Here is a 22,217-nt window from a genome sequence, read left to right on the forward strand (position 1 = left end):
TTGCCCTGACTCCGGGGGTTGAACAGCAAGGACTGGACGCCGCGCGAGCTGCGGCACAGCTTCGTCTCGTTGCTCAGTGCTCACGGGGTCGGCATCGAGATCTCGCTCCTGGTCGGCCACAAGAGCACTCAGGTCACCGAGGTCGTCTACCGCCACGAGCTGCGTCCGGTGCTCACTGAAAGAGCGGATGCGATGGACCAGGTACTGCCCCGGGAACGGTAGTCACTCCAACCTTGCGCCCTGCCTGCACAAACTCGACTTCAGTTGGCATGGGTGGGGAGGCAAATCGAGAGGCAACCGCAGTGCACCTTGGTGGATAACCCTGGACGTCAACGGACGGGTTTCAAGTTGCACGTCGGCTGTGACCACGGGCCGGAAATCCATGGCATGGAAGAGGTCAGGGGTTCGAATTCCCTAAGCTCCACCGGAGGTCAGAGGCCCTTTCCCGGGTAGGGAAAGGGCCTCTTTCATGACCTGAGCGAAAGGAGCAACGCGATATGACGATCCTTGAACAACTGGCCACCACCGATGAGGCCTACATCGCCGACATGATCGAGGCTCGGCGCAAGTCGGCGCCTGAGCGTGAGGGACCTGACGGCACACTGGTGGGGTGGAACAACAAGTCAAGCTGGGACAACTGGGCCCAGAAGCCAAAACCATTCAAGAAGAAGACGGTCTACTTCCGTAAGAAGAACTAGTCGGCGTTCCTAGTCATCCTGATGATCGGGTATCGATGGAGTTAGAAAAGTACGGACTCGCGCAGGTGCTGAAGCCACATATCGACGAGGCCGAATTGCGCCAAATCGACAGCCTGGAAGGCGACGGATCGCTGGCAGACTTCGACTACGCAGACAGGGCTGTTCGCCATCTGGTGGTGACGGAACGGACCTTGGTGGGCGGTCGACTGTCGAAGATCGACGCTGAGCGCGTGACCTTCGATCGCGTCGCGCTCCAGTCTGTGCTGATCGAACAATGTGTGTTGGCGTCGAGCGATTGGATGGACTGCACTCTGTCCCGCGTGGTGTTCCGCAACTGCAAGATCCTGGGTGCCAACTTCATCGAGAACAAGTGGGCCAGCGTCGTCTTTCAGAGTTGTCGACTCGAGTACACAACCTTTGACTCAGTACAGGCGACTGCCCCGATAGTCTTCATCGATACCCGACTCAAGGACGTTACCTTCCGGGGGTCGGAGTTCCCCGCAGGTCACATGTCACGCTGCACGTTGCAGAACGTTGAGTTCGACGGCGGCATCTATACAGGGTTCGACTTCCGCGGCAACGATCTGTCCACCATCCGCGGAGCCGGCAACTTGAACGGCATTTTGGTCACCCCTGTACAGCGACAAGAGCTTGCCGAGGCTCTCGTGTCGGAACTCGACCTGCGCTATCCCGACAGGAACGGTCAGTGACCGACGACGGGCGGCGGCGGCGCGCCTGGATGGAAGGCCACCTGGACTGGGCGGCACAAGAGTTCGGCGTCGAGCGAGTGGGCACACCAGTTCATATCGCGCTTCCACTCGGTTGGTTGCCACGTCACAGATGCAGGCGAGGACGCTTGGCTGCGTGTGGTGTACGACGACCCCGAATGGGGCGACGGCGACTACCTTGACCGCAACGTAGCGGCCAACGAGATCCACGGCGTCCCGAAGCCTACGGTCAAACGGTGGAGTGAGTGGAAGGACAACGGCCGCAGGATTCGCGGCGAGGTCAGCACCTTTGTTGCCGATGCAGCCATCTCCTCCGGCATGACTCCCACTGCGGAACCGCCACTGTCCGAGCAATGGCTTAACGACCTTGACCAGGCCTTACAGGCGCTGTCTACGCACCCTGTTCCTGATGGCGGGATGGACGCGGGTTACGTGAACGACGGCATCACTGCCTTCTTCGGCATCGACGTAAATGTCGCCTCGGTGCCGTGGACGGCGGCGCATTGCGACCTGCACTGGGGCAACCTCACGGCCCCACGGCTCTTCATCCTCGACTGGGAGACATGGGGCCGAGCACCAGCGGGGTACGACGCCGCCAGCCTGCTGTGCGCAACGCTGACGCACCCGGATACTGCCCAACGAATCCAAGGCGCGCTCGCAAAATTCCTGGACACGCCAACCGGACGTATCGCGTCGCTCGCCGCGGCTGTGCGGTTCCTCCGGTTCGCCGACAACGGAGAGCTGACAGAGCTCGCCCTTCCAGTTCGGCGCTACGGGCTGGAAATCATCGAACAGCTCTGAACGTGGCCGGACAGGCCCGAGCGGTCACGCCAGCCTGAGCGTGCCCGCAGCCGAGCGCGGGCCGCGACGGAGGAGCGGCGGACTGGGAGCAGGCGACGTAGGAGCCCGCGCGGGGCTGGTCGTACAAGCAAAAACCGGCCCCTATGCGGAAGGCCGGCTGATTGTGGAGCTTAGGGGATTCGAACCCCTGACCTCTTCCATGCCATGGGCGCTGGTCACCTACTGCTTGCACGCTCGACCAGGGCAGATCGCAACCATACAAGGCGATTGCGGCCGCTGGTTGATGCGCGTTACGCACTGTTGGATGCGGTTGTTACGCGGGTGCGACTCCCAAAACTCTCCCACCGGGCAGCGAGGTTTAAGTTCGACCTAACCCCATCCTCGACCGTCCGTGGTCGTCCGTGGGAGCCGTGGCCAGCTTTGCCGGTACCCCTCCGGTCACCGATGAACAGGGGCGAACTGCAACCACGCCTCCTCGTTGCGAACTCGGGGCAACAGAGCCACCGTCGATTACTCCAGGCTCTGCTGAGGTCGTGGCTGGTATACCGTGGCCGGTCCCGGTTGCTCTGGTTGCTGCACTTTACTGCTGCACCCACAGAGCGCGAGATCCTAGCGCTGTTTGACACCCACGTGTCAAGCGGATCCGTCACGGCGCCAGGTTCACGTGGATGGGCCGGCGTCGAACCCCTGCGGCACCTCCACGTGCAGATCTCGGTAAACCCCAGCGACCTCAGCGCGAGCGGCTTGAACCATACGGATCGCCTCGACGGTGGCGCTGAGAGCTGCTTGGCGGCGCGTGTTGGTCGGGTCCGCATCATCGGACTCCGTCAGGGCGAGTTCTTTGATTCGGCCTGTCAGTTGTGCGTTGCTGTTGGCCCAGGCGAAGAGGGCATCTCTCAGGCTCTGCTGGGAGGCGGGCTCGACCGCCTCGATGAGGCCAGCCTTCAATAGTTGCGCGACGTCGGGAGGGTTCACGCTGGGGGGTAGCAGCATCCCCCTGGTCACATGGACTTCCCTGACAAGCCACTCGGTCTCGGATGGAACAGTCCACGCCGGTCGGACATGCGGGATCTCCTCGGGTGTCAGCATTTGGCGTGGATGGAGCAGGATGGATGCCGCCGTGACCCGGTATCGAGTGTCAGCCATGGTTCCTCAACTCCTCGGGACGCACCATAGATCGCCGATACACCGGCGCGATATCGAGTGCAACCAGCTGACAGTTAGGTGTCAAGGGCGCGGGCAGTCCTCCCGCATCGCCCCGATAGCCGCCGACCTTAGGTTCGGTTCGGTGCGGGTCAGGGGCGAGCTTGCTCGATCGCTGAGCGACGCCGGAGGCGCGCCTTGAGCGCGTACCGGGCCGAACCGCACTTCCCATGATCGCTAGCGGGGCGATGCGGGAGCCAAGGGTCAGACGGCAAACCACGTCAGCAGCGGACATGGTTTGCCGGCCTCCGGGATGAGCGGTACATCGACAGGGCGTCGATCGTTGATGGAGAGTTCTGCTGTCTTCGACCGGCACCTCGTTGGCACGTGCGCGCCAAGCCAACGGGGAACGGGATCGATGAGCCTTTAGGCGAGGAGCCCCTAGGGCTGCCCCGCTCCCCCCGGTCCTATGGTGGCGGCGCGCATTCGGGCCCCCGGGGCCCGTCTTGAAGACGTAGAGAAAGTTGTCAGGAGGTCGGGAGAACAACCGCGAGGTTCTCGATATCGGCCGACGATGTGTCGTCTCCGCAGTCGCGAGACCATCTGCCTTGCCGGGCATGTTTGAGTAGCCACTTAAGGACACCGCCGACGATGCACAGCGAGACTCGGCCAAGCGTGCTGCAAAGTGGCGGGAGGCGAGAGCTTCTCCCGAACTTCTCCCGCAGGCCCCACCAACGAAAACAGGCCAGGGGCGAAAGTGCCTCCTGGCCTGCGAGTACTGCTGGTGGAGGTACCGGGACGGTATTACAACCCCCGATCGCAGGTCAGTGACCTGGAACGCCTCCTGAAGTCCCTGCCAGGTCCGACACACCCAGCCCGTCCGACAGCCCCCATGCCGGGTTCAGCGAAACAGCTCAAGCCTGATCAGATCAGCGAACTAGTCGCTGGCTACCAAGACGGGCTCGGCGTCTCGCAACTCGGGGCACGGTTCGGCATCAAGCGCCAAACCGTCAGCCAGATCCTGCACCGACAAGGTATCGCTATGCGCCAACGTGGGCTCACCCCTGAACAGATCGATGAAGCCGTCCGCTTGTACGAAGGCGGATGGTCTCTGGCACGGATTGGGGAGAGGATGGGCGTAAACGCGAAGACCGTACTAGCAAGGCTCCGCGATCGTCATATATCAACACGCGACACCCACGGCCGGGAACGATGAGGGCGAACTCCCTGATCAACCGTTCATGCCGAGCGCTCTATTAAACCACTCCCATGATTCATCAAGTTTCATGGCGGCCGGCGTAAGGGCAGATCCGCCCCGTAACCCACGCTGAGCGACCCTACTTTCTTCACTCTAAAGCGCCCCTGATTCCACGCGGAATTAGGGGCGCTTTGCATTCTGTTCATGCTTTGGAAATTGATCCAATTGTGTTATAAGCAGTAAGGCTCTTCAGGCTATTAAAGAGAACCGATATCAGGTGAGGCGACGCGCAAAAACGTTGCCCCTATTTCGTTCTCGCTCATTCACAACTAGGCAAAAATGAAAGTTGGTGGAACACGCATGTCTAAAACACGACGCATCTCAGTACCGCTCGCTCTGTCGGGCGTACTGGCGTCGCTAATTGTGTACGTCTCTTCGGGGACGGCTGCAGCGGCAGAGTCCGTGCCGGAATTGCAGTGGCCTCCGGTCACCGCAAACGCCGACCGATACCCGCTCACAACCAGCCCTCAGGGCGACGTGACGATCGGGTGCGGATCGACGCACACCGATAGCGGACTTGTCTACCAGGACGTTGTCACCTACGGCGCAGCCGGAACGGAGACACGTCATCTAGATCATGTCAACAACTGCCTCAATCGGCCGGTTGTCGACAAGGTCGGCGACCTGTACGGGGCGGCAAACGCCAGCACCTATCTGCAGGCGTACCACAACAACGTCGAGAAGTGGAGGTATCAGGTCAACTGCTCTGGCTCATGGCCAGTGGTTGGCGCGGATGGCAACATCTACGTCATCAACAGTGCCAAGCGACTCATCGGGCTCTCGCCCGAAGTGGAGCCAGGCCAGACTCAGCCCAAGAAGGTGCTGGACATCCCAGCTCTCGGCCGGTGCGGCGACCAGTTGCGGGCGACCACATTCGGCATCGCAGTCATCTGGGACTACGGAACCAAGGTCAACTACTACACCTACGGCGGCAAGAATCTCGGTGCGCCACAGGGTGCTTACACCGGCGACCTCAACTTCCCCATGGATGCTGATGGCCTGCTCTTCTACCCAACCTGGGTCGGATCGGGAAGTACCGCGAGCTTCAAGGTAAGCGCGTACAACCCGCTCACCAAGACGGTGAAATGGACTGCATCCGAATCAACCTTCGGTAATGGCGCCAGTCCCTGGCTCACCTTTCCGACACCCGGTGGTGGCGCGGTGGTCTGGGGTCAACGGCAAAAGATGGTCGGAGGCGTACCCACGGTACCGTCCGAGTACATGCAGGTGATGTTCTTCCTCAACTCCGTCGGCCAGAAGATCAAGGAAATCGAACTTCCCAAGCAGAACAGCGCCGGAGACTTGGCGGGCAACAACTACGTCACCGTCGACACCTCCGGGAAACTGGTACTTGTCCGCGACTGGAAGAAGTATCTCACTTTCTCCCCGTACAACGTGCCGTACATCACGATCGATGTCTTCAGCGCCTACAACGGGGATGTCCTGCAAGCTCCGAAGGTCATGAGCGGAAACAGCGACAACACGCAGGGCGAGGTGTACGGCTACAAGATCAAGGCCTCAACAGCCTCATCCACCATAGGACCGGGGACGCTTTACATCCCGGCACAGAAGTGCGCTGGCGGTTGCACCGGCTCTTCGATTGGAAACGTCAAGGTCTACCCGGTCAAGATAACTGGGCTTGGTCTTGACTACCCACGTGGTGCAGTGATTGAGACGCCCCCGTGGCCGGCTTCGCCCTACGTTGCACTCGGCGACTCGTTTTCGTCCGGTGAAGGCGTCCCTCCCTTTGAGAGCGGGACGGACGAGACTGGACTCAATACGTGTCACCGAAGCACCGCGGCCTATGCCCGGCTGATTGCCGGTACAAGCGCTAAGATCCCTCCATTTGGCACCAACGGCTTCCGAGCTTGCTCGGGGGCAGTGACCGATAACGTCTGGGATCTTCCGCAGGCGAATGAAGGAATCCAGATCGGCCTAAACCCCGATCCAACCATCCAGCTCGTGACCATCAGCATCGGTGGAAACGACATGGGCTTCTCCGACTTCGCCACGCAGTGCGTCATCAGCACGTGCGACGTCGGGAGCGCTGCGTACAACACGGCGCTCAACAAGATCAACAACGAGATCCCGGGCAAGCTGGAGACGACGTACAAGAAGATTCTCCAGTACGCTCCGAACGCCAAGATCTACGTTGTTGGGTACCCGCAGGTTATCGCGGATAAGCCCGTCTCCGCTCCCGACGATATTCGATGCGTCTACATGCAGGACGGAGCCACCAGGTGGGGTGACGCTCGGGCGGCACGAGACATCGTGCAGAAGTTGAACGAGAAGATCAGTCAGAAGATCTTCGAGCTTCGCGCCTTGAGTACGGACAATACCCGCCTTCGATTCGTTTTCATGAACGACCCGGCGACCTCGCCATTCGTGGGACGCGAGATCTGTGGTGTTAGCACCACGTCCTACTTCCAGAACGTCGATCAGATCAATCCCGATCGGAGGTACATCTTCCATCCGAACCAGCTTGGGCAGAACGCCTATGCGACGATCGTAGGAGGGACAATTAACGCTTCTAGCTGAGCTTGCCTGAAGAGCCAAAATGCCCTCAGTTCCCATCTGCCGAAAGGCTTTGCGGGAACTGGGGGCTACTTCATGTCTTGATGTTCTTGAATTGGTCGATCTATCAGTATGCCAGAGTGTTGCGAAGCCACATCTCTACCCAAAACCACATGAACGTAAGCCAATATCCAAGGAAAGACAACGCCAGGGTAGCTGCAATGACACCGCCAACCTTCAAGACTCTATCGAACTTCGCGTTGTAGAAGAACGCGAGCGAAAGGATGAAAGCGCCAATAACCGTTGGGCCGAGGGACAACGTATCTTGCCAATTTCCAGCATCGGCACACCCGCTGGCATTCGCTAAGCCACAGTAGAACAAGTGGCCAGATGACAGCGCGATGACTATGGGCCAGGCGACAAACAGGACGCCTCCCGTTATCAACAGCTTTAGGTTTAGTTTATATCCTCCGGTTCGTGGTTTCGGTGTAGCAATCATAATATTATATTAGCGCATTCTTCACATAGCTCCTAGCCTTTAGCATTTTAGCTAGGCTGACAGCGGGGAGCGCAAATGTGAATCGGGCCGACCTTCATTCCCTTCGGCACCTGGACAATCCCGAGTAAGTAATTAGCCTTTTGATTCCCATATCTGCAAGCTATACTTTGCAGGGTTTTCTAAGACAAAGGCGACGCTGTGGCGAGCACGAGTGACGGCGACATAGAGACCACAGGCGGTACTCGGAGCTAGCGCTGCGCCAGAAGTCAGAAACTTGGCGATCGGCTTCGTAGGATATATCAACACCCGATCGACGGTTATGCCTTTAACGACCCCGAAGTTTCTGAACGGAAGATCAACGTCGGCTGCAGTGGTCTTACTGTATCGCAAACAAAGAGGATCGTACTGTTCGACGTAATCTGACAAGTCATGCGGCGCTAGTGCGAACAGCCCATCGTGTGCCGTCGCGGCCCGCTCCATAGATTCCGTCGGCGCGAAATTGAGAGAGTTCGGAAAGATCGAATCCGAGAACGTCGCGATCTGCTGATTGGAGCGCCACGTCTGAGTTGAGTGCTCGATCACAAGAGCACCAGATTTCTCATGCTTAGCAAACCAATCGAGCATGTTTATCCCGCGGTACTGTGGCAGGTTTCGGTCACGGGGATTGGTGTCGAACACTGACTGGCGGATATCCCCGACCACGGTTAGGTCAATTGTCGATCGCATTAGCTCTTCTAGAACGTAGAGATCGCAACCGGTCAGATCCTGAACCTCATCGATGTAGATTTCATCATAGATGCGCTGGAGTCGATTAACGACCATCCCCTTACTCGCCTTAGACACATCTGTCGCGAGTTTGGAGAGATGCAGCTTGTAAGCGCGGCCGTCCCTATCGAGGAAGCGCTCTTCCCCTGAGGCATACCGACCCTTTGCCGACTCACCATCGAAGTTGAATCCTCGCAAGCGCCGATCGGGATAGACGATCGGGAGGAACGGGCGAACCCAATGTCTGAGAAGGAATGAGTACCAGCCCATGACCTCCGGCATGGCGCCGGCAGGACATGCTTTTTGCAGGCGGCCCGTGAGCTCCGCCTGTCCAGTGAGGGTGAAGGTGAGCGCCAGGATGCGACGACCTTCCGGTGCACTGGCGCAGGCGTCGACGATCGATTGGGTCTTGCGAGATCCTGCAACCGCCAGGATCACCTTGTTCATACGACGAACTCAATCGCATCTAGCAGATAGGGAGGAAACTTCACGTGAGTCGTTGACTCGGCAATGCGCAGCGCAGCCTCGGTCTTGTTGTCCGTCATGTAAGCCGCCACGGTCTTGGCCCCGGTGTAGCCCAGCGCCGTACGTACGTGAGCCTCGCCGTTGGCCTTGATCAACTGGGGCTCGAGCGTAGTCCCGTCCATAGGATCGCCGATGAACAGCTCGCGGACGCCGTCCTCCAAGTACTCGGTGTACAGCGCCTTCCAATGATCGGCGGTCTTTCCGTCGTTATCGCGCAGTGCGGCCACTCGGCGTCCCAATGCCGCACAGACGGCTAGGCTGCGCCCGAGGGCGACACCGCCCATCGAGATCACATCAACACCACGCGAGATCGGCGTCACGCCATGCTCGTCAAGGAAGGCGCGCTCGAACAGCATCTCGTCAGATGGTCCTTCAACCAGGACGATCGACTTGGCCAAGACCAGTCTGAGTGTGTCGTAGCCAGACAGCTTCTTGAAGTACTTGACCGTCTCCTTTGGGAGATCTCCGAACTCAGCCTTCTTGCCCTCGTGCAAGAGGATGAGCTTGTCGAGGCCGAGCCGGTTCAATACGAACGAGCTGTGGGTGGTCAGGAAGACTTGACGGCTGCCAGCGAGGGTCTCGATACGTGACACGAGCTTCGTCAGGCTGGTGTGAGAGAGGTGGTTTTCAGGCTCCTCGACCAGCACGTACGAAGTTCCAGTGGCAGTGCGGTTCATAGCAAGCGCCACCTTGATAGCCGCTTGCTGGCCTTGGCCGGCCATCGCGAACGGGACGTCGGCGACCTGCGGCACGATGCCAGACTCCCAAGATGCACTAGCCGACTGGTCCATCTGGAGGCCGATAGCCTGGTCATGGATACCCGGAGCTTCGGCAGCGATCCGCTCATTGACATTGTTGAGCGTCGTCCGCGTGATGGTATGACGAGCGTTCCGGTGGGCTACGGAGATCGCTGCCCGCTCCTTCGCGTCAACATAGTCGCCCAACATCTCGCGCGTGTGGTAATCCACGCCTGATGTCGATCGAATCGTGCGAGAGTCGATGACTGATACGCCCAATCCCTTGGGACGCCGCTTCAACGGCGCATCGGAGAAATCGAGCCACTCCACATCATAGAACTCGACGGGAAGAATCTCAGGCCTATCTTCACTCGCAAGATACTCCGCGCACTCGATTGCGAAGTCGTTCGACGGCGTAATCTTGAGCCTCACGCCTGGCACACCTTCTTGGCGGGAGTTGTGTACGCCCAGTAGCGGCTGCAATGCATCGTCTTCGTTCGACAGGTAGAGCTCGATTAGAATCTCTGGCAGGGGAAGCGGCTCATCCGTCGCAAGAGATGTGAAGTACTGCGCCACCACATCTTGGTTGAACCAGTATGGATTGAGCTCTTCCCGAGCCCACCTGCCATTGATTCGACCTGTCAGCGCCATCGCGATAGCTTCCATCAAGGTCGACTTGCCCGCCTCATTATCGCCGACAATGATATTCATGCCAGCATTAGGCTGCAGGTCTAGGTCCTTGAATACGCGGTAGCCTTTGATGACGATTCGTTCGATCATACGTATGTCTCATTATGGCATATATTCGCGAGGCGACGGCAAGTATTTAGCCACTCGCCGTCGTCTTGGTATTCGCCCGGTGGAGTTGCCCGCAGCAATCGACAGCTAGCAAATGCCTCGTTCGCCTGAATCTGGATCGCCCCCAACCCATCGAGACTGCACCTACCGCTCCACGCCAGTGGATCGGCACCTTCCCCAGGCACAGCACTATGCCTTGGCTACGCAGGGTTGCCAAGACTTCGGTTGCAGATCGTGACCATCCGGAGCCAACACGCGTAGCTCGGTCTAGGGAGAAATAGCTGCCCGGCATCGAGGCCTATAGGGCCACCGGTCTCGACGTACCGCGCGCAGGCTCGCGTCCGCTTCATCGCCAAGGTGTCAAGAGGCCCGGCGGCGAACCCATCTTCAGCCTTGCTCTCCGTACGACCATTCTTCATGCCCCAGCGGCGCCTCGTTCAATTGATCGCGGCGGCTTCTCCAGCTCGGCAGGAACTTGTCCATGAGCTTGGTGAAACGTTGCCCGTGGTTGCGTTCTAGCAAGTGCGTCATCTCATGGACGAGGATGTATTCGAGACACTCGGGGTGCTTCTTCGCCAGCTCCACGTTGAACCAGATATGACCGGTCTCGCGGTTGCACGATCCCCACTTGGTCTTCATGCGCCGGATACTCCACCGTGGCACCGACACTTCTAGGATCGGTTCCCATCGGGCGATCAGATCAGGGATTGCTGAGCGCAGTTGCTCACGGTGCCAATGATCGAGGAGTTCGCGACGGCGCTCTGGCGATGTGGCCTCGGGGACATACAGCAGCAGACGCTCGCCATCGACTTCAAGATGGGCTCGCCCTGGCCGTTCTATGACCTTGAGCCGGTGGCGGACTCCCCAGACGTAGTGTGACTCCCCCGTGATCATCTCGCGCTCGGTCTGGCGCTGGGCTGCGCGCATCTGTTCGCGCTGCTTCTTGATCCACGACAGGCGTTGGATCACAGCCAAGCGCACGTGCTCGTCGTCGAGTCGTTCGGGTGCCGCCACGCGGACGCGACCCATGGGCGGGTAGACGCCGATGTGCAGGTTCTTGATGTCCTTGTAGATGATGTCGATATCGATGCCGCGAACGGTCAGGTAGGCGCTAGCGGTACTCATGACGTACCTTCACCAGCTCAAACAGTTCATCAAGACGGTCGAAGTCCGGCGGAAGTGTGCTCTTGATGGCCTTGCGGACCTTGCGCTCCTTGATGCGGCTGCCGACCCATGAGTCGGGCTTAGTCTGCCGAATGACGGTGTCGACCTCTATGGCGAGGTGCTCGTCGGGAAAGAGGAGGTCGACCAGGGCACGTTTCGCGCCGTCGTCAGCCCAGTCAGGGTACTTCGTGTCGGACTCCTTGGTGCCGAGCTTCCTAGCTGCTTCGAGGAGCTGTGCAAGGTACGCCTGGTAGTCCAACGCACCTTGGCGACGTTGGTCGAGAAGGGCGTCCAACAGTTCGGACATCTTGTCGTAGTACTTGGGGTTCATCGCGCGCTCGTCGATAATCACCTTGCGCATGTTGTTGGTGATCGTCTCAGCGACGGCCTCGGGATCCTTCTTGATGCCCTCGGGCAATTTGTCGATAGCCCCCGCCCCTAGCTGGACGATTAGGTCGATGAGTCCGGTGTCCTCGAAGTTGGAGACCACTTCTGAGGCGCCGGCCTGGATGTAGGTGTCGAGCAGGAAGCGCATACCCGCCTCGTACTGCTTGAAGTCGACGTCCTCACCGGCGCCAAGTTTCACCTCGTCACGCACGGCGGCGTAGTGGGCGATCTCCGAGCGGATGGCCTCGGCTTCGTCGGCCGTGTATCCAGCGTCTGTCATTTCGTTGGCGAGGTTGGCGTAAGCGCGGGTGACGCCCGCGACAGCCTTGTAGAGCTCGACGCGCTTGGGTTCGTTGGCCTTGAGTTGCTCGGCGCTTCCCTGTTCGGCAGCGCAGAAGTACTGCTGGTATTGCAGCGTGTTCTTCGGCGGCGCCACTGGCTCGCAGATGGCGCGAACCTTCTCTAGCGCCTCGTCGAGGTCCTCGCGGGCCTTATCGACGCGATCGGACAACAGCCCTTCAATGTCTTGCTTCTCGTAGCCGTCGAGCGCGCCGGATGTGTAGTCGGTGATGGCATTCTCAAGCGAGTTGAACAGGTCTTGGTAGTCGACGATGTAGCCGTAGTCCTTGTCGTCACCGTCGAGGCGGTTGACGCGGCAGATGGCTTGGAACAGGCCGTGGTCGCGCATCTTCTTGTCGATGTAAAGGTAGGTCGCGCTCGGGGCGTCGAAGCCGGTCAGGAGCTTGTCGACCACGATGAGGAGGCGCATCTGGCCGGGGTTCTTGAGGAACTGCTCCTTGACCTCTTTCTCAAACTGCTCGACCTTGGTCATGGCCACGTCTTGGGGCTCGCCAAAGTGGTCGGCCAGCATCTTGCGGTAGATGTCGTACTGGCGGATCTTCTCGGTCTTGCCCTCGCCCGAGTCTTCCTTGGAGATATCACTCGGGTTGGGCGCATAGCTCGTGATGATGGCGCACTTGCCTGTGAAGCCGGCGTTGCAGAACAGCTCGTAGAACTTGCAGGCTTGATAGATGCTCGCGCCAACCAGCATGGCGTTCCCTCGGCCATCCAAGAGTCGAGGCTTGGTCTCCATATCGAGCAGGATGTCGTTGACGATCTGCTTGGCCCGCGGCTCGGACGATACGACCTTCTGCATCGTGCCCCAGCGCTTCTTGAGCTCAGCCTTGGACAGGTCGGTCATGCCCTTGGTCTTGACGTCAAACCACTTGTCGACATGTGCCGGCGAGGTCAGGTTCTGATCGATGTTGCGGGCCTCGTAGCGCAGGTCGAGCACGACGCCGTCCTCGACGGCCTCGTCGAATTTGTAGGTGTGGATGAACGATCCGAAGGTCTCGATGCTGGTGGCCTTGTCAGCTTTGAGCAGCGGCGTGCCTGTGAAGCCGACGAACATCGCTCCCGGTAGCAGCTCCTTCATCGCGTTGTGCATCTTGCCGGATTGAGTGCGATGAGCCTCGTCGACGAAGATGAATAGATTGCCCTTGGCTCGGAACTCCTTGGGGATCTTGGCATTCAGCTCTTTGATGAAGTCGGCCTCTGCCTTGTCACTCGCAGAGTCGTCGTCCGAGCCGCGGAACTTGTGCACCAGCGAGCCGATTAGCCATTCAGTCGACTTGTTCAGCGTATCCAACAGATCCGCGCCGCTGGAGGTGCGGTAGATCTGCTCGTTGACGCCGTTGAAGACCTTCTCGATCTGCTCGTCCAGCTCGGTGCGGTCGGTGATTAGCAGGACCCTCGCATCGTCCTGGTGCTCACGAATCCACTTTGCCAGCCACACCATCGTCAGCGACTTACCCGAGCCCTGGGTGTGCCAGATGACGCCGCCCTCGCGCTTGGCGATCCGGGCCTGCGCCGCCTTGACGCCGAAGTACTGATTGTGCCGGGCAGTCTTCTTCACACCCGAGTCGTAGACCATAAAATCATGGATCAACTCCAGCAGGCGCGACTTACTGCACAGTTGCTGCAGCGCCCGGTCGAGTGGGTCTTGAAGCTCTGAGGGCTCCTTCCACTCCAGCCAATACTTCTCCGGCGTATCGATGACGCTGTAGCGCAGGCCTTCGACGTCGTTGCCGGCCATGACTAGCTGGACCGTGGAGAAGAACGGACGGATGAACTCTGGCTTCTGGTTTCCGATGGTCTGCCGGATGCCCTCGCTCACGGCCACCCGAGACCGCTTCAGTTCGAGCGTAACTAGGGCCAGGCCGTTGACGTACAGCGCGATATCCGGGCGCTTCGTGTGCTGACCTAATATGGTGACTTCCTCGACCACCACGAAGTGGTTGGCTTCCGGTGTGCTCCAGTCAATGAGCCAGACGGTCTCGAACTGCTCGCCAGCGCCACGCTTGACCTTTACGCCATAGCGCAGTAGGTCGTAGACCTCACGATTGGCCTCGTAGAGGTCGTGGCCGCCACCGATAGCGGCGGCCTTCTTGAGCTGCTCGATCGCCTTGTTGATCAGGTTATTGTCGTAGCCACGCGCGTGGAGATTCTGCGTCAGCAGATCGACCTCGATATTGGAGTTGCCCTCGCGATACTCCCAGTTGCCGAGATACTCGTATCCCAACAGCTCACCGAAGAGCCTGACAACGCGGTCCTGCGCCTTACGCTCAATCTGCCCAACGTCGCTCATGAGGCCGCCTTCTCCTGCACGGATAGGCGTGTCCGCCCCGTAAGCAGTTCCTGCATCATGCCGTTCTTGACGGCGCGAGCCTTCTTAGCGCGAGCGCGTAGCGATGCGATCTCGGCATCGGCCTCATCAAGGACCTCAGCGATAGCACGCTGCTCATCTAGATCCTTCGGCATCCTCAGCGGGATGGACCGGAGCTGCCGCCCGTTGAGTGACGGCAATGCACCAGTGGCAACGAGGGACCCCAACGGGAAGTTTGTCAAGGAGTAGTGCACGAACCGGATGTTCGCCTTCGCGCCATCGAGCATGAACGCAGCCATGTTGTTGTCGATGCAACTTGGTTGAGCAAGGATTCGCTTGCGCTCAAGAAAGACGGCCGCGCCGACCTTCGCGAAGACAATCGCGCCCTCTGGTATCACTACGGCGCCGATACTTTTTTGCTGAGCATTTGAGATGTAGTTGTTTGCTGTGGTCATGAACAGCTCGTTGCCAAGCCTGTTCATATCAGAAACTTTGAAGAACGGAAACGTGCCTGATATCGCCCCTTGATAGCGAACAGGGAAGCCGCTCCCGCCCTTGAACACGCCGATGTCTCCGGCGTTCAAGTCGTGCCAAGGCTCAGAAAACCCCGGTAGCCTCGTCCGGCCAGTCAGAAGCTGCTGCATCATGCCCTGCTTGATCACCTGCTTCTTGGCGATCAACCGCTGCAGTTTCCGAATCAGTCGATCGATGTCCGACAGCGCTGAGGCAATGGCTCCTTGCTCTCGATGTTCAGGTAGCCACACTCGTACAGTCTTCAGGTCGCGCTGGCCGATGTTCGCTCGGATGCCGCCCTGGCCGCGGGAAATGATCTGTTGTCGAACAGCCGCGCTTCGCAGTGCGTACTTGGAGAATTCGATGTCCATCTCCGACGTAATCGGACGGCCGCGGAAAACGAATCCGCCGAATACGATCGGTTCGTCGTCGATGTAGACCGACGTCAGCCCAACCTCATCCTGTGTCTCTGAGGTGCGGTTGAATAGAACATCACCACGCTTCACCTCGTACCGGGATAGAATCTTCTTTGGAAGATTGACTCGTCCCGGGATGTCATGCACGCGCAAAGACTCGTGCGTGATGACCTCTAGGACATTCACAAACGGCACGCCGTGTCCGTACGCCGACTTATCAGCGTTGATTCCGTTGCTTAAGCTTAGAAGTTCGCCAAGGTTGAACTCACGCCAGTCGGTCGGTGCGTCGCGAGACGAGCTCATTGGCCGATCCCCATCTCCCGGAGATGGCCAGCGACCTTCGCTTCGAGAGCGGCGAGCTCCGCGTCTAGTGCGCCGACAGTCTCAGCGTACCGATCACCGAGCTCCTCGATCCGGCCAACAAGTGCAAGCGTGAGAGAGCCAACTTCGGACGAGACGCGACCAGTGACTGATGCGAACCACTTACCTTCGAGCACGAGACCCTTGACGTCACTCTCGCTGAGCTCGCCGTATTTCTTGAGCGTGGCGCTGTCGAGCGCGGCCTGGGCGTCCTTGACGACCTTCTTGGCGGCAGCCTCTGCGTCGTAGAGCCCAATCAGCTGCTCGAGCACCTTCACCTCGTCGGGGTCGGAGCCTTCGCGCTTGGCTACCCTTAGCCGCGCACTGGCGAGTGCCTTGGTTATCTTGTCGTCCTCCAAAGCGTCGGTCAGGAGACCGTCCTCGACGGCGTACTCCTCGACGTACTCCTCCACTGCGCGGCTGGCTTCCTCAGCGGCTGCGGTGAGTTCGTCGAGCTTGACTCGTTCGACGGCGAAGTAGGTCGCCACGATAAGTGCCGGCGGGATGAGGTCCATCTTGTACTTGGTGGCGCTGCGGCCTGAGCCGACAACAAGATCCGGGGTCTCAGCGAGTTTGCGATCCCTATCCTCGATGGTCTTGCGCGGCCTGGCAGCGTTGAGCCAGCCATCGTTCATGATCAGGAAGACGTCATCATGCATGACGTCGTGCCAGTACGACATCAGCTGCTCATAGATGTCGTACTCGTCCAGCAACGGGACGGGCTTAAAGCGGGCGAGCAGATCGTCGCTGATGGTCGCGATCAGGTCGTTAGGCTGCGTGTCGGCGTCGATGCTCGCGAGCTCGACGCGGTGGGCATTGAACCACTCGGCGGTCAGGTCACGAGCCTCGGTGGCGAACTTTTGGAACTCTGGTGAGTCGAGGATGGACTGCTGGACCTGACTGATATCGATGGTCAGGTCGCTATAGCCGGGACGGTTCGGAGTGAAAAGCTGGCTGCGCAGCTGCAGGAAGGCCTGCCAGTAGCCGCTGAGCGCATCGAGGTCGCGGTCCGGAATACCGCCGTGCAGATGGGCATGGAGGTCCTGGATGTCTTCAGGCTCAGATGAGTCGACGTAGCGTGGGATGTTGAGGTTGTAGTTGTTCTTCGGGTTGGCGATCTCGGCCAGTGGCACCATGCGGGAGTAGCGCTCGATCTCGATCTGCTTATTGAAGACGTCAACGATCTTGTGGATATCCTGGCTGCGCAGGCGGTTCTTGGGGCCATCCTTTATGAATCCCTTGGAGGCGTCGATCATGAAGACGCCAGTGCGAGCTTGGGCGTTCTCCTTGTCGAGCACCACGATGCAGGCCGGGATGCCCGTGCCGTAGAAGAGGTTCGCAGGCAGGCCGATGACGCCCTTGATGAAGCCCTGCTTGAGCAGCCGCTGGCGGATAGTGGCTTCGGCGTTCCCGCGGAATAGCACCCCATGAGGGAGGATGATGGCCGCCTTGCCGGTGCTCTTGAGCGACTTGAGGATGTGCAGCAGGAAGGCGTAGTCACCGTTCTTCTCTGGTGGCCGGCCGTACTCGAAGCGGCTGAACTCGTTCTCCAGGCCGTTGCCCCACGACTTGACCGAGAACGGCGGGTTGGCAACGGCAAAATCGAAGGTGCGCAACTCGCTGCCCCTGGTAAACTGCGGGCTAGTGATCGTATCGCCCTTGGCGATCTCAGCATCCTCGTTGCCATGCAGAATCATGTTCATCTTTGATAGCGCCCAGGTGGCGTTGTCTTTCTCCTGGCCATAGATGGTGATACCGCGAGGTGCCTCGGCGGCGACCTTCAAAAGCAGCGATCCCGAACCACAGGTCGGGTCGTAGACAGTCTGGTCCTGACGAGTTGCGGCGTTGATACCTACCACCTTGGCAAGGATTCTGGAGACCTCAGCCGGCGTATAGAACTGCCCCTTGCTCTTGCCAGACTCGGTGGCGAAGTGGCGCATCAGGTACTCGTAAGCGTCACCGAGTAGATCGTCGCCCTCCGCACGTGAGCCGCGGAAGTCCAGGTCACTGAAAATCGTGACGAGCTTGGAGAGCCGGTCCTGCATCTCCTTGCCCTTGCCAAGTTTCTCCTCGTCATTGAAATCGGCCAGATCGATGACGTTGCGAAGGCTATTGGCTTCGGCTAGCTTGGCGATGATCTTGTTGAATCGATCCCCGATTTCCTTGTCGCCCTTGGCTGCGAGCATGTCATCGAACGAGCCACCTTCGGGGACATCGATCAGGCTGTCAGAATCAGCCTTCGCCTTATCGGAGACGTACTTAACGAACAGCAGTGTCAGGATGTAGTCCTTGTACTGGCTGGCGTCCATGCCGCCGCGCAGCTCGTCGCAACTTTTCCACAGTGAACTGTAGAGATCCGATTTCTTGAGGGCCACAGCCGGTCTTCCTGTCGTGTTTTGTTTGTTCATATTCTATTGTGAGTTTATCATTTATTGCATCGAGCACATAGTTTAAAGTTAACCCGCTCTCACCCATTGCGCCTGGCGACCAGGAGGCTCAAGATCGTCCAGCTTGCCTTTCGTGTCGATCATCAGTCGTCGTCGCTCGTTCCCAACCCTAGTTCCCGCATCTCTGATCAGCGAGGACCAACATCGATGGTTGCCGCACCGATCAACCAAGAGTCGAGACGGGGCAGCGGGCTAGGAAGTAGACATACCCGTGAGCCACAGTGGCTGGCCGATCCGGCAAGATCGTCGCCATGCGACTCCTCATTCTCGGTGGCAGTTGGTTCCTCGGCCGGACCCTCATCGTTGACGTCTTGGCTCGAGGGTGGGATGCCACCGCCTTCTCCCGAGGCAAGAGCGGTCAACCGCCGGCGGGTGCCACGCATGTCATCGGCGACAGGACCGACCCTGATGACCTTCGCCGTCTGACCGAAGCGGGTCCCTGGGATGCCGTGATCGACACGAGCGCGTACGAGCCGATCGACGTCGCGCGGGTAACGAACGCTCTGGCAGATCGCGTTGAGCAGTACGTCCTGGTTTCTACGGTCAGCGCGTACCAGGACTGGCCGACAACCGCGGTCGATGAATCCTCACCACTTTGGCCGTCCTCAGCCACGTTCACCAAAGACTCCCCCGAACTGGCCGACATGACCATTGGCGGCAAGTACGGCACGCTGAAAGCAGGCTGTGAAGACGCCGCAACCGAGGGCACGAGGCGGAGCCTCATCGTTCGCCCCGGCGTGATCCTGGGGCCGGGCGAGTACGTCGGCCGTGCGATGAAGCTACTAGAACGCGCTGCCCGCGGCGGTCCGTGGCTGCTGCCAGCGCCGTCCGACCAACCCATTCAGCCAGTCGACGTCCGTGACGTATCGACGTTTCTGCTGGATTCGATCGCGGCAGGGCGCGATGGCGCATTCAACCTCGTCGCTCCTGCTGGCCACGCCACCTATGGCGACCTCATCGACATGTGCCTTGACCTGACCGGACGCCGGGCCCAGCCAGTGTGGGTAGACCCTCAATGGCTGGATGAGCAAGGCGTCCGACAGTGGACCGAGATCCCGTTGTGGCGAATCCCAGAAGCCACCTGGCAGGTCGATGGCCGGCGTGCGGCCGAGGCCGGTCTTCGATGCCGACCTCTTGTCGATACGCTGCGAGACTTCAAGTCGGCACTGGATCGGGATGGCCTAATCGACCACCCGCGGCAAAGTCAGCTCGGTATGCGCCCCGAACGGGAGGCGGAACTCCTCGCCGCGTGGGACCACGCCCAGTCGTCAGGCGCTCGGAAGCGCCTTTCGTGATGTCGCCTCTGCATTGAAGACCTCGATCCGATCGCGCAGTTCACCAGCCTCGCGAGCGTCCCGCCAATCTCGGCTCGTCAGGTGACGGGCGAGCTGGTCAAGGCGTCCTGTCAACCCTTGCCTACGGTGCGGTGCCGGCAACGCCCAGACTTCGTCAAGCGCCGCCGCACTGGCATCGAGCCGCCCAGCCATTAGCTCGGCTGCCGCCAAGTCGATCTGAGCCCGCGCGGGCACCAGGCCGCCAAGCGGATCTTCTGGAAGCGCCGTGATCGCCTCACGGATGCGACTGGCCGCGCTGTCCGCATGACCAACATTGAGCAGTGCCGTGCCGGCGCAGGCCGCATGCCGGCTGGGTCCCCAGCCAAACTCGCCACCTGTTCCTCCGTAGAGGTCGTCATCACGCCAGCCGCTGGCGAGCTCATCGTCGGCCAGACGAAGCGAGTCGCGTACTTGTCCTGCTTGGCCGAGCTCAGCCCAAGCCCGCGCCTCGATCGCCCGCAGGCGAGCGGTTGCAATACCGGAAGGAGCCTCGGACAACGCACCGCCAATTAAGTCGACGGCTCGTCGTGGTTGTCCTCGCCAGTTGGCGATGACGGCCTGCGTGCCGCGTGACCACGCTCGTAGGTCATCGTGGCCGACGAGATCGGCATAGGTATGAGCGGATCTGGCTTGTTCCTCCGCGGCGTCCCAGAGGGCCAGGTCGAACGAGGCCACCGAAAGCAACCCGCAAGCCTGGCCAGCGGTCAGGTACAACTCAGCGGTCTGGGCTGGTCGCCGAGTCCGCTCGAGGAGCAAATAGGACAGGTTCCGGATATGCCGCCCTTCAGCAAGAAGCTGAAGCGGCGGGGTGCTGTGGTACCTCCGGGCAAGCTGCCATACCGACTCGTGGAGTCGGGAGATATCGCCGGGATCTACTTCGCCGGCGGTGCGTGCTGCGTGTTCAAAACTCTCGTGGGCGGCCATGAGTGCCGCTGCCTCCAACGACTCGACATCAACGGATGGGCTCGACGCTGCCGCTCCGCCTCGACGCTCGTGATCTGACATCACCTGTGGCGAGCCAAGGAGCGCTTCGAAGCTGTGCCCCCAGAACTCTTCTGCGACGCGCTGTGCCACCGGCCGTGCTTGACCGACGTCACCGCGCATCCACCGGGCGAGTTGGCGTGGCGACAAGGTTGCCGATTCACGCATCTCCCGCGCCGTCTTCTCGAACGCCACGCATGTTTCTTCGATCGTCCACCGACCTTGGCGGACGAGCTGTTCTAGGAGCGTTCTGTACTGCGCCGTAGCCACGCATTCACGGTATGCCACGGGTCGGGGCCCGGCGACCGTTTCGCGCGTCTTTGGCGCCCTAATGACCGAGAGATGGCAGACGGACGGCAGGACGGCCGTGGGCGGCATCACGCGGCGTCCAGGAGTCATCTCCGGCAGATCCGCCCCTGGGTTCCGACCTGTGGCGCGTCCAAATGGCAGCCAGATGGCAGCCCAGTGTCCGGTGTCGTTCATGGTGCCGACCGGTCACGGAGCGTCAAGCTACTCGTCCATCGAAGTTCCACTTCTCGCAGTGACGAGGTGACTGACAGTGATCTTGCGCATGTGGCTGCTGATCCTAGGGACCGCCGTGCTCGCGATCCTCATGGTTCGCGACATCGCGAAGGATGTGCGAGGCCGATGACCACGCTTGCGGAAGCTCCACTTCCAACCGACCGCTGCGTCCGCGTTTGGTTCGGTGAACACGTCATCGCGGAGTACACCGCCGAGCCAGCGACCGCCATGCGGTACCAGGCCGCGATGACTCGGCGCTTTGCCAGCCTGCGGGTGACGATCGAGCCGGCAACTGCGGTGGTGACTGAAGATGCTGCCGACTCGTGAAGGGGCAGCGCCGCCGCGGCTGGTGGGCACGCGTCTGGGAGCGGATCGTCGCCAAGTTCCGGCAGTGGATGGACGAGGAGCGGTGAGTAATGGCATCGATTACACACGCCCCCTGCTCCTCGGATACATCCTGAAACACCTGCTCATGACGGACGGCGAGCTGGCAGACATCAGGGCGCAGCTCGAAGAGTTCGCCCGAGTCGAGGGCTTCGCAATGGGGACGATCTACACCGAGGAAACTGAGACGACGCCGGCCGCGTTTGAGGCCCTGATCGCGGCAGTCAACCGCTACGAGGTGACGACGGTGGTTATCCCGAGCCGACTGCACTTCGCTGCCCTGGCCGTGACCCACGACGTCAAGGACACCTTCGAGCGGGCGACGGGTGCGCGGGTGGTCGTCGCGAGCACCACCACATGATCTGGCGGAACCGGTGGGAAGTCGTCGTCCCAGCGTCACTGTGCGGAGGATCGCCCGCACACCCTGCCGGTTCCGTCACTAAAGCGTCCCTGTTCGAGCCTTCCCCGAGTCCCCTGGCTCCCTCCCGGCTCGGACAGGGACCCAAAGGCCGGCTGGCGCGGAACATGCGAGCGAGGCTGTCCGCGCCAGCCGTTCCAACCTCCCGATGCCGGACCCC

The 22,217-nt window shown here is 60.2% G+C and carries 16 protein-coding genes; 8 read left to right on the plus strand and 8 right to left on the minus strand.

Features of this window, described 5'->3' with window-relative positions:
- Positions 1-18 precede the first annotated feature (18 nt).
- From OG394_RS14060 to OG394_RS14075, 4 genes are all read left to right on the plus strand, one after another.
- Positions 19-222, plus strand: coding sequence for a hypothetical protein (locus OG394_RS14060; RefSeq protein ID WP_328995779.1), 204 nt, complete (start codon positions 19-21; stop codon positions 220-222).
- Positions 223-497: 275 nt separating this feature from the next.
- Positions 498-698: a hypothetical protein gene (locus OG394_RS14065; RefSeq protein ID WP_328995780.1), complete on the plus strand. Its 201-nt coding sequence runs from the start codon at positions 498-500 to the stop codon at positions 696-698.
- 35 nt (positions 699-733) lie between these two features.
- Complete coding sequence (locus OG394_RS14070) at positions 734-1,408, plus strand: pentapeptide repeat-containing protein (protein WP_328995781.1); 675 nt, start codon at positions 734-736, stop codon at positions 1,406-1,408.
- A 159-nt stretch (positions 1,409-1,567) separates the two neighbouring features.
- On the plus strand, positions 1,568-2,227 hold the full coding sequence (locus tag OG394_RS14075) for a hypothetical protein (protein ID WP_328995782.1): 660 nt from the start codon (positions 1,568-1,570) through the stop codon (positions 2,225-2,227).
- A 660-nt stretch (positions 2,228-2,887) separates the two neighbouring features.
- On the opposite strand, the gene OG394_RS14080 is transcribed toward OG394_RS14075, so the two are convergent.
- Positions 2,888-3,316, minus strand: coding sequence for a hypothetical protein (locus OG394_RS14080; protein ID WP_328995783.1), 429 nt, complete (start codon positions 3,314-3,316; stop codon positions 2,888-2,890).
- Positions 3,317-4,928: 1,612 nt separating this feature from the next.
- Here OG394_RS14080 and OG394_RS14085 point away from each other — a divergent pair.
- Complete coding sequence (locus OG394_RS14085; RefSeq protein WP_328995784.1) at positions 4,929-7,166, plus strand: SGNH/GDSL hydrolase family protein; 2,238 nt, start codon at positions 4,929-4,931, stop codon at positions 7,164-7,166.
- A gap of 607 nt (positions 7,167-7,773) precedes the next feature.
- On the opposite strand, the gene OG394_RS14090 is transcribed toward OG394_RS14085, so the two are convergent.
- The 6 genes from OG394_RS14090 to OG394_RS14115 all read right to left on the minus strand — a co-directional run bounded on the left by OG394_RS14090 (position 7,774) and on the right by OG394_RS14115 (position 18,346).
- The gene (locus tag OG394_RS14090) at positions 7,774-8,853 is read right to left on the minus strand and encodes a UvrD-helicase domain-containing protein (protein WP_328995785.1); all 1,080 of its coding nucleotides are present in this window, start codon (positions 8,851-8,853) and stop codon (positions 7,774-7,776) included.
- Entirely contained in the window at positions 8,850-10,448 is a 1,599-nt protein-coding gene (locus OG394_RS14095; RefSeq protein ID WP_328995786.1) for an ATP-dependent nuclease, read from the minus strand. The genes OG394_RS14090 and OG394_RS14095 overlap by 4 nt, the downstream gene beginning before the upstream one ends.
- 405 nt (positions 10,449-10,853) lie before the next feature.
- Complete coding sequence (locus OG394_RS14100; RefSeq protein WP_328995787.1) at positions 10,854-11,591, minus strand: M48 family metallopeptidase; 738 nt, start codon at positions 11,589-11,591, stop codon at positions 10,854-10,856.
- Positions 11,578-14,664 carry a type I restriction endonuclease subunit R gene (locus OG394_RS14105; RefSeq protein ID WP_328995788.1) on the minus strand — a complete coding sequence of 1,029 codons (3,087 nt, stop codon included), beginning with the start codon at positions 14,662-14,664 and terminating at the stop codon, positions 11,578-11,580. Before OG394_RS14105 ends, OG394_RS14100 begins: the two co-directional genes overlap by 14 nt.
- The gene (locus tag OG394_RS14110; RefSeq protein ID WP_328995789.1) at positions 14,661-15,914 is read right to left on the minus strand and encodes a restriction endonuclease subunit S; all 1,254 of its coding nucleotides are present in this window, start codon (positions 15,912-15,914) and stop codon (positions 14,661-14,663) included. Before OG394_RS14110 ends, OG394_RS14105 begins: the two co-directional genes overlap by 4 nt.
- Entirely contained in the window at positions 15,911-18,346 is a 2,436-nt protein-coding gene (locus OG394_RS14115) for a type I restriction-modification system subunit M (RefSeq protein WP_328995790.1), read from the minus strand. The genes OG394_RS14110 and OG394_RS14115 overlap by 4 nt, the downstream gene beginning before the upstream one ends.
- A 323-nt stretch (positions 18,347-18,669) precedes the next feature.
- Between OG394_RS14115 and OG394_RS14120 the strand changes: the two genes are divergently transcribed.
- Positions 18,670-19,713, plus strand: coding sequence for a sugar nucleotide-binding protein (locus OG394_RS14120; RefSeq protein WP_328995791.1), 1,044 nt, complete (start codon positions 18,670-18,672; stop codon positions 19,711-19,713).
- On the opposite strand, the gene OG394_RS14125 is transcribed toward OG394_RS14120, so the two are convergent.
- A complete protein-coding gene (locus tag OG394_RS14125; protein WP_328995792.1) occupies positions 19,687-21,003 on the minus strand; it encodes a hypothetical protein in 1,317 nt (438 codons plus the stop codon). The two genes, OG394_RS14120 and OG394_RS14125, sit on opposite strands and share 27 nt — an antisense overlap.
- Positions 21,004-21,381: 378 nt before the next feature.
- On the opposite strand from OG394_RS14125, the gene OG394_RS14130 reads away from it, so the two are divergent.
- Both OG394_RS14130 and OG394_RS14135 read left to right on the plus strand, forming a co-directional pair.
- The gene (locus OG394_RS14130; protein ID WP_328995793.1) at positions 21,382-21,582 is read left to right on the plus strand and encodes a hypothetical protein; all 201 of its coding nucleotides are present in this window, start codon (positions 21,382-21,384) and stop codon (positions 21,580-21,582) included.
- An 82-nt stretch (positions 21,583-21,664) separates the two neighbouring features.
- Entirely contained in the window at positions 21,665-22,000 is a 336-nt protein-coding gene (locus OG394_RS14135; protein ID WP_328995794.1) for a hypothetical protein, read from the plus strand.
- The last annotated feature ends 217 nt before the right edge of the window (positions 22,001-22,217 follow it).

Origin of the sequence: Kribbella sp. NBC_01245, assembly GCF_036226525.1 — a bacterium.
In the GTDB taxonomy this organism is placed as follows: Bacteria; Actinomycetota; Actinomycetes; order Propionibacteriales; family Kribbellaceae; genus Kribbella.